This window comes from Mesorhizobium sp. RCAM 06353, from assembly GCF_059683585.1.
Genome location: NZ_CM185031.1, coordinates 4976511 through 4988755, shown reverse-complemented (window position 1 = coordinate 4988755; position 12245 = coordinate 4976511). Strand labels below are relative to the sequence as shown.

At 63.2% G+C, this 12245-nt stretch carries 13 protein-coding genes; 9 read left to right on the top strand and 4 right to left on the bottom strand.

Annotation, left to right across the window (positions count from 1 at the left end):
* Window positions 1-55 precede the first annotated feature (55 nt).
* From AC56QX_RS24055 to hflX, 3 genes are all read left to right on the top strand, one after another.
* Window positions 56-919 (top strand): D-amino-acid transaminase, encoded by an 864-nt coding sequence (locus AC56QX_RS24055; protein WP_497111031.1) that lies wholly within the window; start codon window positions 56-58, stop codon window positions 917-919.
* A 145-nt stretch (window positions 920-1064) separates the two neighbouring features.
* On the top strand, window positions 1065-1310 hold the full coding sequence (gene hfq, locus AC56QX_RS24050) for an RNA chaperone Hfq (protein ID WP_006202172.1): 246 nt from the start codon (window positions 1065-1067) through the stop codon (window positions 1308-1310).
* On the top strand, window positions 1311-2702 hold the full coding sequence (gene hflX / locus AC56QX_RS24045) for a GTPase HflX (protein ID WP_497111030.1): 1392 nt from the start codon (window positions 1311-1313) through the stop codon (window positions 2700-2702).
* 54 nt (window positions 2703-2756) lie between these two features.
* Here hflX and mazG read toward each other — a convergent pair whose 3' ends face one another.
* Window positions 2757-3581, bottom strand: a complete 825-nt coding sequence (gene mazG / locus AC56QX_RS24040; RefSeq protein WP_497111028.1) for a nucleoside triphosphate pyrophosphohydrolase — start codon at window positions 3579-3581, stop codon at window positions 2757-2759.
* A gap of 79 nt (window positions 3582-3660) precedes the next feature.
* A complete protein-coding gene (locus AC56QX_RS24035) occupies window positions 3661-4845 on the bottom strand; it encodes an amino acid aminotransferase (RefSeq protein ID WP_497111027.1) in 1185 nt (394 codons plus the stop codon).
* A 180-nt stretch (window positions 4846-5025) separates the two neighbouring features.
* On the opposite strand from AC56QX_RS24035, the gene AC56QX_RS24030 reads away from it, so the two are divergent.
* From AC56QX_RS24030 to AC56QX_RS24005, 6 genes are all read left to right on the top strand, one after another.
* Window positions 5026-5619: a histidine phosphatase family protein gene (locus AC56QX_RS24030; protein WP_497111026.1), complete on the top strand. Its 594-nt coding sequence runs from the start codon at window positions 5026-5028 to the stop codon at window positions 5617-5619.
* A gap of 108 nt (window positions 5620-5727) precedes the next feature.
* A complete protein-coding gene (locus tag AC56QX_RS24025; RefSeq protein ID WP_497117864.1) occupies window positions 5728-6258 on the top strand; it encodes a sigma-70 family RNA polymerase sigma factor in 531 nt (176 codons plus the stop codon).
* Complete coding sequence (locus AC56QX_RS24020) at window positions 6258-7031, top strand: anti-sigma factor family protein (RefSeq protein ID WP_497111025.1); 774 nt, start codon at window positions 6258-6260, stop codon at window positions 7029-7031. The genes AC56QX_RS24025 and AC56QX_RS24020 overlap by 1 nt, the downstream gene beginning before the upstream one ends.
* 23 nt (window positions 7032-7054) lie before the next feature.
* Window positions 7055-7771, top strand: a complete 717-nt coding sequence (locus AC56QX_RS24015) for a Bax inhibitor-1/YccA family protein (protein ID WP_497111024.1) — start codon at window positions 7055-7057, stop codon at window positions 7769-7771.
* Between the two features lie 167 nt (window positions 7772-7938).
* On the top strand, window positions 7939-8823 hold the full coding sequence (locus AC56QX_RS24010) for an aldose 1-epimerase family protein (protein WP_497111023.1): 885 nt from the start codon (window positions 7939-7941) through the stop codon (window positions 8821-8823).
* Window positions 8824-8866: 43 nt separating this feature from the next.
* A complete protein-coding gene (locus AC56QX_RS24005; RefSeq protein ID WP_497111022.1) occupies window positions 8867-9646 on the top strand; it encodes a pyrroline-5-carboxylate reductase in 780 nt (259 codons plus the stop codon).
* Window positions 9647-9653: 7 nt separating this feature from the next.
* On the opposite strand, the gene AC56QX_RS24000 is transcribed toward AC56QX_RS24005, so the two are convergent.
* Window positions 9654-10559 carry an agmatinase gene (locus AC56QX_RS24000; protein WP_497111021.1) on the bottom strand — a complete coding sequence of 302 codons (906 nt, stop codon included), beginning with the start codon at window positions 10557-10559 and terminating at the stop codon, window positions 9654-9656.
* Window positions 10560-10801: 242 nt separating this feature from the next.
* The gene (locus AC56QX_RS23995) at window positions 10802-12223 is read right to left on the bottom strand and encodes an ISNCY family transposase (protein ID WP_497111020.1); all 1422 of its coding nucleotides are present in this window, start codon (window positions 12221-12223) and stop codon (window positions 10802-10804) included.
* Window positions 12224-12245: the final 22 nt, after the last annotated feature.

Genomic DNA, 12245 nt, shown 5'->3' with positions numbered 1-12245 from the left:
GTTACGGTAGCGGCGGAATCGCATAAGAAAGCCGGGACTTTTCTGAGGGATCACTATGCCGCGCATTGCCTATGTGAACGGGCGCTACGTCGTCCACGCGGACGCTTCCGTGCATATCGAGGACCGCGGCTATCAATTTGCCGACGGTGTCTATGAGGTCTGCGAGGTGGCGCGAGGCTTCATCGTCGACATGCCGCGCCATCTTGCCCGGCTGAACCGCTCGCTCACCGAACTGTCGATCGCTTGGCCGGTCGCGCGCAACGTGCTGCCGCTCATCCTGCGTGAAGTGGTCAACCGCAACCATGTCGTCAACGGCCTGGTCTATGTCCAGGTGACGCGCGGTGTCGCCAGCCGCGACTTTGTTTTCCCGTCGGCGGACACCAAGCCCTCCCTGGTGGTCACGGCCAGGAAGGCCGATCCGGCGGCTGGAGCAAAGCGAGCCGAGACCGGCATCGCGGTCATCACCGTGCCCGAAAACCGTTGGGACCGCGTCGACATCAAGACTGTCGGGCTGCTGCCCAACGTGCTGGCCAAGCAGAAGGCCAAGGAGGCCGGCGCCCAGGAGGCGTGGTTCGTCGACACCGACGGCAACGTCAAGGAAGGCGGCTCGTCGAATGCCTGGATCGTCACCAGGGATGGCGTTCTGGTCACCAGGCCGGCCGAGCATGGCATCCTGCGCGGCATCACCCGCACGACCATGTTCGAGGTTGCGGCAAAGCTCGGCCTGAAGATCGAAGAGCGCGGTTTTTCCGTCGCCGAGGCCAAGGCGGCGCGCGAGGCGTTCATCAGCTCCGCAACGACAATTGCCATGCCTGTCGTGGCCATTGACGGTGATCCGGTCGCCAATGGCCACCCCGGCTCTGTGACACTTTCGTTGCGGCAGGCCTTTTTTGACATTGCGGAAAAAAGTCCAGCCTGATAACCGCACAGGTGGAATGAACATCAATATATCTCGTTCTGCTTGTCGTTACTGACGACAAGACGGTGTTTGCGCGCTTGACATGTGCCCGACAATTTGGCGCATTGGCTTGCAAACCGAAGGGGATCGGCGAAAGACAAGAACAATGGCGGAACGATCGCAAAACCTTCAGGACCTGTTCCTGAATTCAGTTCGCAAGAGCAAGAACCCGCTCACCATCTTCCTCATCAACGGCGTGAAGCTGACCGGCGTGGTCACTTCGTTCGACAATTTCTGTGTCTTGCTGCGCCGCGACGGTCACTCCCAGCTCGTCTACAAGCACGCCATTTCCACGATCATGCCGAGCCAGCCGGTTCAGATGTTCGATGGCGAGGAAAGCCAGGGCGCCTGATTGGCACGTGAGAAGGACGCGGACGCGACCGTTCGCGGAAAACCAGCGCATCATCCCGGGACGGAAGCCAAGGGCCCGACCCGGGCTGTCGTCATTGTGCCTGTACTTACTCGCCAGCCGCGCGGCGACGACGATACCAACCGCCCGCGGCTGACGCGATCGGCTGACGCACGCCGCGACGAGGCCGTCGGCCTTGCCCGCGCCATCAATCTTGATCCGATCCATACGGCGGTGGTGACCGTCAACGACCCGCGCCCGGCGACCTTGCTCGGTAGCGGCAAGGTTGAGGAGTTCGCCGAGATCGTCAAGGAGGGCCACGCGGAGCTGGTCATCGTCGATCATCCGCTGACGCCGGTGCAACAACGCAATCTCGAAAAGGAATTGAACGCCAAGGTGCTCGACCGCACCGGGCTGATCCTCGAGATCTTCGGTGAGCGCGCCCGCACCAAGGAAGGTACGCTGCAGGTCGAGCTTGCCCATCTCAACTACCAGAAGGGGCGCCTCGTGCGCAGCTGGACCCACCTCGAGCGTCAGCGCGGCGGCGCCGGCTTCCTCGGCGGCCCCGGCGAAACCCAGATCGAATCCGACCGGCGGCAGTTGCAGGAAAAGATCATCAAGCTGAAGCACGAGCTGGAAACGGTTCGTCGCACGCGCGACCTGCACCGCGCCAAGCGCAAGAAGGTGCCATTCCCGGTGGTGGCGATCGTCGGCTACACCAATGCCGGCAAGTCGACGCTGTTCAACCGGCTGACCGGAGCAGACGTGCTGGCGCAGGACATGCTGTTCGCCACGCTCGACCCGACGCTGCGCCGCGTGCGCCTGCCGCATGGCACGCCGATCATCCTGTCGGACACGGTCGGTTTCATCTCGGATCTGCCGACGCATCTGATCGCGGCTTTCCGCGCCACTTTGGAAGAGGTGGTCGAGGCTGATCTTGTCCTCCATCTGCGCGACATTTCCGATCCCGATACGGCAGCGCAGGCCGAGGATGTCGAGCGCATCCTGGCCGACCTCGGTGTCGACGCCAGTGACACCAAGCGGGTGATCGAGGTCTGGAACAAGGTCGATCTGCTGGACGAAGGCAACAGGAGCCGGCTGCTCGCCGATGCCGCCGACGGCAGCAAGGGACCGCCCATCGCCGTATCGGCGGTGACCGGCGAGGGCATCGATGCGCTGAAGGCGATCATCGAGACACGCATGGCGGGCGAGCTCGAGGACCTGACGGTGACGATCGAGCCGGCACAGTTCGGCCTTGTCGACTGGCTTTACCGCAATGGCGACATCGTCTCGCGCACCGATAATGACGACGGCAGCGCCACCATCTCGCTCAAGGCGACGCAAAGCGCCCGCGAAGAGATCGAAAGCCGATTGCGCAGGAAAAACAACGGCTAACCCGAGGCAATTCCAGCAAAAGTGTATAGCGGTTTCCCTCCGGAATTGCCGAGCTTACTTCGCGGTTTTCGCTTCCTGCCAGAGCGCTTCCATCTCGGCCAAGGTGGCCTTCTCCAACGTATTGCCGGACTTCTCCACGGCCTGCTCGACATAGTGGAAGCGCGAGCGGAATTTTTCGTTGGTGCCGCTCAACGCGGCTTCCGAATCGAGCTTGAGGTGACGGCCGAGGTTGACGACGGCGAACAGCATGTCGCCGAACTCGTCCTTGATGGAGGCTGTTTCACCCTTGGCCAATGCCTCGCGCAATTCGCCGATCTCTTCCTCGATCTTGTCGAGGATGGGCGCCGCCTCGCTCCAGTCGAAGCCGACACGAGCAGCCTTCTCCTGAAGTTTGAGCGCCCGTGTCAAGGCGGGCAGGGCGACCGGAACACTGTCCAGAAACCCCTTGCCGTTGTCCTCGGGGTCGAGACCGCGCGCGAGCCGGGCTTGCCGCTTCTCCACCTTCTCCTCCGACTTGATCTTTTCCCACATGCCCTTGGCCATGCCGGCGCTGCGGGCTTTTTCGTCGCCGAAGACATGTGGGTGGCGGCGGATCATCTTTGTGGTGATGGCCTGGACCACATCCGGGAAAGCGAATTCACCCGCTTCCTCAGCCATCTGCGCGTGATAGACGACCTGCAGCAGGAGGTCGCCCAACTCGTCACGGAGATCATCGAGATCGCCGCGTGCGATGGCGTCGGCCACCTCATAGGCTTCCTCGATCGTATAGGGCGCAATGGTCGAGAAATCCTGCTCGATGTCCCACGGACAGCCGGTCTTCGGCGCACGCAGCGCTGCCATGATCTCGATCAGGCGCGAAATGTCTTTCGCTGGCGTCATGCGGCGGATGCTATCCTGCGGCCCTACGCGCGGCCAACACTGTCGGCCGGCGAGGGCGCCTTGTCCACAGCTGAGCCGCTTAGTCGAGTACGGAGACGATCGCCTTGGCGAGATCGTCCATGCCGTCCTCGGGCAGTCCGGCGACGTTGATGCGGCTGTCGCCAACCATGTAGACGCCATGTTCGGCACGCAGCTGTTCGACCTGCGCTTCCGTGAGGCCAAGCCGCGAGAACATGCCGCGATGGCTGGCGACGAAGTCGAAGCGGTCGGAGTTGGACTGCCGGCGCAGCGCCTCGGCGAACTGGACACGAAGCCTCAGCATGCGCAGGCGCATCTCTTCCAGCTCGGCTTCCCAGTCGGCACGCAAAGTAGCGTCTTCCAGCACGATGCGCACCGCTGCGGCACCATGGTCGGGCGGCATCGAATACATGGCGCGCGCCGCCAACAGCATCTGGCTCATCGCCACATCGGCCTGTGCGCCGTCCCTGGCCAGCACCATCGCCGCGCCGACACGATCGCGGTAGACGGCGAAATTCTTCGAGCAGCTCGACGCCACCACCATCTCCGGAACTTTCGCCGCCAGCAGCCGCAGGCCGAGCGCGTCGGCCTCGAGGCCATCGCCAAAGCCCTGATAGGCGATGTCGACGAAAGGCAGCAGGCCGCGCTCGACGACCAGATCGGTGACGGCCTGCCACTGCACCGCGTCGAGGTTGGCGCCGGTCGGGTTGTGGCAGCAGCCATGCAGCAGCACCACGTCGCCGCTCTCAGCCGTGCGCAACGCGGTCAGCATGTCGTCGAAACGAACGGCACCCGAGGCCGCATCGAAATAGGGATATTCGCGGATCTGCAGGCCGGCGGCACGCATGACCGGCATATGGTTCGGCCAGGTCGGGTCCGACAGCCAGATGGTGGCCTCCGAACGCGTCCGCTTGAGCAGCTCCGCCACCAGGCGCAACGCACCGGAACCGCCAGGCGCCTGTGCAGCCCGGATGCGCGTCATGTCGGCGCCCGGGCCGAAGGCGAGCTTGGCCATCACCGCGTTGAACCCGGTATCGCCGGCAAGTCCAAGATAGGTCTTGGTGTCCTGGCTGTTCAGCAGCCGCTTTTCAGCCTCACGCACGGCGCGCATGACCGGCGTCTTGCCGTCGCGATCCTTGTAGACGCCGACGCCGAGGTCGACTTTGTTGGGGCGCGGATCGGCACGATAGAGGCCGATCAGGGCCAGGATCTTGTCGGCGGGAGCTGGCTGCAGGTCTTCGAACATCGTTATGGTTCCGTTGGCGCGGCGGAGTGATACGCAAATCGGACGTGATGCACCAGCGCTTTTAGTTGTGCGAAACAGAAGGCGGCGCCCAAGGGTGTGGCCTTTCGATCGAAACGATAGCCGCTATTCTAATCGCAGCGTATGCGCCGCTTCGAAAGCGGTTCAAGGGATGACGGCCTCATGCTCGTACGGCTGACGATGATCTGTAGCGGTGCCACAGCCGCGACCCGGAAGGGTGCGTTCCCGTCGGATGAGCCGCTGGAGCCGCGATCGCTGACGCAAGCGAAGGCGATGCGCGGGACGTTGCGCCGTGCCGACCGCGTGTTGACGGCGCCTTCGCTTCGCGCCCGCCAGACCGCCGAGGCGCTGGCGCTGGACGCATCGGTCGAACCGCTTCTGGCCGACCAGGATCATGGAAGCTGGGCCGGCAAGAGCTTTGAGCAGGTCCAGGCGGAGCAGCCCGAGGGCATAGCCGCCTGGCTTACCGACCCCAAAGCAGCGCCGCACGGCGGCGAGTCGCTGGCCGACGTTGCTCGCCGGGCCGCCGGCTTGATGGACAGGTTGATGGCCGTGCGTGGCCATACGATCGCGCTGACCCATGCCAGCGTCATCCGCACCGCGATCCTGAATGTTCTCGGCGCACCGCTTGCCGCTTGCTGGAAGATCGATGTCGAGCCGCTCAGCATCACCGATTTTCGCAGCGACGGTCGCAGGTGGGTTTTACGTGCCAGCGGTGTAACGACGCCCAAACCGGCAAAACCACTTCGCCCCTGAGAGCCAGGCCCGGCGAGGGTACTGGCAAACGCGCCCTTTCGGCGAACCCGCCAAAGAAAAAATGGCACTGCTCGGGATTAAAATCCCCACATGCTCCGTCAACAGGACATGAAACGGTCGATGCCACGCTTTGACATCATAGGACAGCTCGGGTCGCTGCGGCGCTATGCCCAGTCGCTGACGCGCGACAGTGCGGACGCGGAGGATCTCGTGCATGACGCGCTGGTGCGCGCCTATGAGCGGCGCGGCACCTTCCGCTCGGGTGGAAACCTGCGCGCCTGGCTGCTGTCGATCGTCCACAACGCGTTTGTCGACCGCATGCGCTCTCGCCGCTCGGAAGCCGCGCGTATCGAACAGGCCGGATACCTCGCCGATGCCAGCACGCCGGCGCCGCAGGAGCATTCTGTGCGCCTGGCGCAGGTGCGGGACGCCTTTTTCAACCTGCCGGAAGAACAGCGTTCGGCGCTGCATCTGGTCGCAATCGAAGGGCTTTCCTACAGCCAAGCGGCCGATGCCACCGGCGTGCCGCTGGGCACGCTGATGTCGCGCATCGGCAGGGCGCGCGCTGCCTTGCGCCAGATGGAGGACGCCGCCCCGGCACGCGGCAGGAATCATTTGAGAATCGTGGGAGGTGAGTAATGACCGCTCTTGTCGACCCCGTGACCGACACCGACCTCGACGCCTATGTCGACGACCAGCTGGATGTCACCCGCCGCATCGAGGTGGAAGCATTCCTGTCGACACGTCCGGAGGCTGCCGCACGCGTGATGTCGGATCTGCGGACCCGGGATGAACTGCGCGTGGCGCTTGCCGGTTCCAAGGGCATGGCGCGGCCGGCGACCGCTGACGCGGCGCGGCGGCTGGAGAGGGCTCTTGTCCGCGGCCGTATCTTCGGTGTTTTGCAGCGCGCCGCGGCCGTTGCCGCCTTCATTGCCGCCGGCTGGTTGGCGAACGGCATCATCGGGCCGATGTCGGTGACCAAGGTCATCGCTTCGCCGCAGCCGCCCGCCTATGTCGAAGAAGCGGTGCGGGCACACAGGACGACCCTGGTGCGCGAGACCATGCCCTCACAGCCGGAAGCGCCCAACTACAATGCCGGCGAGATCCGCGCCGCGACTGCGATCGTCATGCCGACGCTGCCCAAGGACTGGAATGTGCGCGACGTGCAGATCTATCCGTCGCGCTTCGGCCCAAGCGTCGAGATGGCTGTCGACACCAAGGATATGGGCGTGGTGTCGCTGTTTGCGATCCGGCCGGGAACCTTCGACGTGGTCAAGCCGACCGTCGCGCCCTCGGGCGACATTTCCTCGGCCTATTTCCAGATCGGCGAGGTCGCCTATGCGGTGGTCGCGAAGAGCGGGGTTCATGACCTCGACCGCGCCGCCGAGGCGCTCGCCAAAACGCTTTACTGACTGATTTACAAAGGAGACTGCAAATGAACACCCCCAATCTGGGATATCGCGTCGGCACCGGCGCCCAGGCCGGAGCCGTCTTCGACGAAGGCCTGCGCCAGCATATGCTGCGCGTCTATAACTATATGGGCCTTGGCCTGGTGGTCACCGGCCTAGTCGCCTTCATGGTGTCGTCGACGCCCGCACTTTACGTGCCGATCTTCTCCAGCCCGCTGAAATATGTGGTGATGCTGGCGCCGCTCGCCTTCGTCCTGCTGTTTTCGTTCAAGATGCAGACCATGTCGGCGGCGAGCGCCCAGATGATGTTCTGGGCCTTCTGCGCGGTGATGGGCCTGTCGCTCGCCTCGGTGTTCCTGGTCTTCACCGGAACCAGCATCGCGCGCACCTTCTTCATCGCCGCTACCATGTTCGGCGCCACCAGCCTCTACGGCTACACGACCAAGCGTGACCTGACGCAGTTCTCGTCGTTCCTGATCATGGGCCTGATCGGCGTGGTGATCGCCAGCATCGTCAACATCTTCCTCGGCTCGACCGCGCTGCAGTTCGCCATTTCGGTGATCGGTATCGCCGTCTTCATCGGCCTGACCGCCTGGGATACGCAGACGATCAAGGAACAGTACGCCGAGAATTTCGATGCGGAATCGCGTCAGAAGCTCGCCGTCTTCGGCGCCTTCTCGCTCTATCTGAACTTCATCAACATCTTCCAGCTGTTGCTGAATTTCACCGGCGAGCGCGAATAACGACTGTCCGCTGTGGGCAAGGGCGAGCATATCGTCCTTGATGCGGAGAGGTGGCCGGAGGAGAGATCCTCCGGCCACAATTCGTTTCGGCAAGACCGACTACGGCTTGAGTCCTCAAAAGCCTTTGCTAGTCTGCCTCGCAACAGCCTTCAAAACCGTGAGGACACATGGAACAGGACAGCCAGACGCTCCATGGCGACGGCATCTCGGCTGTAATTGTCGGGCAGGGCGCCGAACTGGTTTCGCTACGGGGGGCGCAGGGATTTGAGTTCCTTTGGCAGGCCGGGCCGGAGTGGCGGCGTCATTCGCCGGTGCTGTTTCCGATCGTCGGCCGGCTGAAGGGCGACCAACTGCGCCATCGCGGCCAGACCTATCCGATGACGCAGCACGGCTTCGCCCGCGACAAGCCGTTCACCTGGGAGGAGAGGGGCGAGCGCTCCTGCACGCTGGTCCTGACCGACGACGCCGACACGCGCGCGCACTATCCGTTCGCCTTTCGCTTGGCCGTCACCTACACACTCGATCGCCGGCAGCTTGGAGTGGCTTTGGAGGTCACCAACACCGGTGACGAACTGTTGCCGGCCTCGGTCGGCGCGCATCCGGCATTCAACTGGCCGTTGCTGCCGGAATTGCCCAAGCAGGCCTATCGGCTGACCTTTGCCAAGGACGAGCCGGCACCGATCCGTCGCCTGAAGGACGGCCTGTTGCTGCCAGCACCCCGGCCGACACCCATCGAGGGCAGGACGCTCGCATTGTCCCAACGGCTGTTCGATGACGATGCCGTCATCCTGGATCGGCCCGCCAGCGCCAGCGTGCGCTACGCCGCCGACCATGGTCCGGCGATTGAAATGTCATGGCAGGGGGCAGAGCAGCTGGGCATCTGGTCCAAGCCCGGCGGCGCGCCGTTCCTGTGCCTCGAGCCCTGGCACGGTATTGCAAGCCCGGTCGATTTCGATGGCGAATTTACTGACAAGCCTAGCGTGATGCTGATCGAACCGGGGGCGAAGCGTTCGCTGACCTACCGGATCAGCCTGGAGCAGGGGCCGCGGTGACCAGCGGACGACCAGCCGGAAAATCAACGTCATGGGATACCTAATGAAACTTGGCTTCATCGGCACGGGCGCGCTTACTTCAGCCATTGTCACCGGGCTCAAATCCCTCGAAGGCGATCCGGTATCGGTTGTGTTATCGCCGCGCAACGAAGAGATCGCAGCGGATCTCGCTTCCCGTTATCCGAATGTGGATGTTGCCGCCGACAATCAGGCGGTACTCGACGAATGCGACACCGTCATGCTGGCGGTGCGGCCGCAAATTGCCCCTCAGCTGTTGCCTGAATTGAAGTTTCGGCGCGACCACCACCTCATCAGCCTGATCGCTACGCTGTCGCGCGAGGAAATAGTCGGCCTGACCGCACCCGCGAGCCGTGTGACGAAAGCGCTGCCCATGCCGATGATTGCGCAGCGGCTGGGGGCGACGATCATCTATCCGCCCGATCCGGAGGTGACCGCATTGCTCGGCGGGCTGGGGAAGGTGATCGAGGTCGAGAGTTCGAGCGAGTTCGACGCCTTGAGTGTCGCGACCGCGACCTATGCCACTTACTTCAAATATCTCGATACGATCCACCGCTGGCTCAAAGCGCATGGTGTGCCGGATACCAAGGGGCGCGACTATATCGCGGCGCTCTTCACGGCGCTTGGACACGCACCGGAGACGGCGCCCGATGCGGACTTCACGCATCTGGCGCAGGACTATGCGACCCGCGGCGGCATCAATGAGCAGGTCCTGAACGAGCTCACGGCCCGCAACGTCTTCGATGCACTCGCCGAAAGCCTGGATGCCGTGCATCGGCGCATTTCAGCGACAGGCGCCACATAGCCGGGTCTCAAACCTGCCGGACGATGGTGCCGATCACATTGACGAGAAGGCGCGCGGCGGTGAGGGACGACAGGCCGTCCATGTCGGCGGGTGGGTAGAGTTCGACAAGGTCGAATCCCGCAACTCTGGCCCGCTTGCCGAGGCCGGCGATCAGGTCGATCGCCTGCGTGTAAGTGAGGCCGCCGGGCGTGCGTGCCGCCACGCCTGGCATGATGCCGGGATCGAGGCTATCGCAGTCGAAAGTGACGACGACTCGCGCGCCTTCCGGAATATGCCTGAGCGCCGCGTCCACGCCTTGAGCATGAACCTCGCGCGCGGTCACGAAACGGCTGCCATAGTGCTGCGCCGCTTCGATTTCGGCGCGGCGCGCGCTGCCGACGCTGCGCAGGCCGACCTGCACCATGCCGGCGACATGCGGCATCTCGCTCGCTCGCCGCATCGGGCTTGAATAGCCGTAGCGTTCGCCATGCACCTCGTCGCGCCAGTCGATATGGGCATCGATCTGCAGGATCCAGATCGGTCCGTGGTCGGCAAAGCCGGCAAGGAGCGGAATGACGACGGAATCGTCACCGCCAAGCAGGATCGGTATGGCCGGCATGGCCAGGACCTCGTACGTCTTCGCCTCGATCCCGGCGCGGTTGCCGGCATTGTCATGCAGGGTGGTCGAGATGTCGCCGACGTCGACGCAGCAGGCCGGCTTGCCGTCGAACAACGGGCCGCCGAGATCGAAGTCCCAGTGTTCGACGAGCGAGGCATCATCCTGGCTGGCTGCTCGGATGGCGTCGGCCGCCGACCCATAACCGCTGCTGTCCTTGCCGGGATAGGTGCTGCCATGGCCGGCTCCGAAGATCACTGCGCGAGGCGTGCGGCCATCGGCAAGGCGATCGGGAAGGCCGAGAAACGATGCGGTCATTCTTGATGGTCCTGATGATATGGACAGGGAGGTTATCGCGTCACACGGTCGGCCGCAAAGCAGGTCGCCTTCCGGGCCTCAGACTGCACATCCGATGTTGCAACCAAGTTTGAATGTCGCTTGGCCAGCAAAGTAGAAATGTCGCCACGGGGCAATTGGCGGGGCGGGGCGCAGCAATTTAGAAATGCGACAGTGACGCGCTTCTTGGCGCCGACGAGAGCGCCCGATCGGGCGACAGCTGGTCAGGGTTGCGCAGCCCGATCGGGTGCGGCTCCAGCCAAGCTCCCCGGCTTTAGCTTTGAGTGGCCCGCCAGTGCCTGTTCACGCCGGACGATGACCGCTGGATCGTTCATGAAATCCGTCCTTCGGCCAGGCTTCCTGTCGCGCTTCTGATAGCCAGTCTGTTCGCTGTTCGTCTTAATCTTCGGCGCGGGCCGAGCCTCATCTTGCTGGCTCTTGATCCATGACAGAACCTCGCCAAGCCGCTTGTTCTCGGTGACCGCGGCGTGGGTGACGCGCTGCTCTTTGTCGAAGATAGTGTAGGGCAGGGAGGATGCCTTCCATCGAACATCCAGGCGACCGTCCGCGAACTCGTAAATATCGACATATCTACCGACCAGGCCGCATGAGATATCGTTCTTCTCCAGCATGATCTGCTTGCGTTGGTAGGAGAAAGACAATTGCTGGCCGACATAGCGCTGCTCGCGTTTGCAGAGCAGGTCGCGGAGTCGATCGGCCGGCATGTTCAAGACACGATGCAGATTGTCCGGCCGGTTAGGGATCTTCGCAAACTTGTCGTTGAAGCTGGTCGTGAATGCCGGCAGAAAAGCGTTGGCTTCTTCGATATCTGAGATGCCAGCAAGACGCAGTTCCTTCACCAGCCGGTCCTGCAGCGTGCGATTGACACGTTCGACCCGGCCCTTGGCCTGACTCGAATTGGCGCACAGGATCTCGATGTTGAGCTCGGACAAGGCTCGGCCGAACTGTGTCATGCCGCGGCCGGCACGCGCCTCGGCCTTGGCAACCCGGAACACCGTGTGCTTGTCGGAATAAAACGCCACCGGGCAGCCGTGCGCCTCCAGATAGAGTTCCAACGCCTCGAAGTAGCTGAACGTGCTCTCCGACTTCACAAAACGTAGCTGCTGAAGCTTGCCGGTGGCATCATCGATAAAGACGAGCAGGGTGCATGCATCACCCCGCTCCTCGAACCACCGATGCTCGCTGCCGTCGATCTGCACGAGTTCGCCATAGGCTTCGCGCCGCAAGCGCGGTTGATGAAATGTCCGGCGCTGCTTGCGCGACAGCCAGATTCCGGCCTCTGCCATCCACTTGCGCAGCGTCTCGCGCGACACGACCAGGCCATGTTCCTCGGCCAGCTTCTCAGCCGCCAGCGTCGGACCGAAATCGAGATAATGTTCGCGGACCAGACAGACGGCGAAATCTCGAATGCCATCGCCAATCTCACGGTTTGAGCGTCGACCTCGCGCCTTGTGTCGTAGCGCGGAAGCACCGTCGAATTGGAATGCCTTCAAAAGCCTCTGGACCTGACGCCTGGTCAAGCCGAGCACATGTGCCGCCGTGACCGTTGTCATCCTTCGCTCGATGATCTTCGATAGAACCTCTATGCGTTGCAGCTCGCGTTCGCTCATCAACACCAATCCCACCTAGAGTCTCCCTCGCTATCGG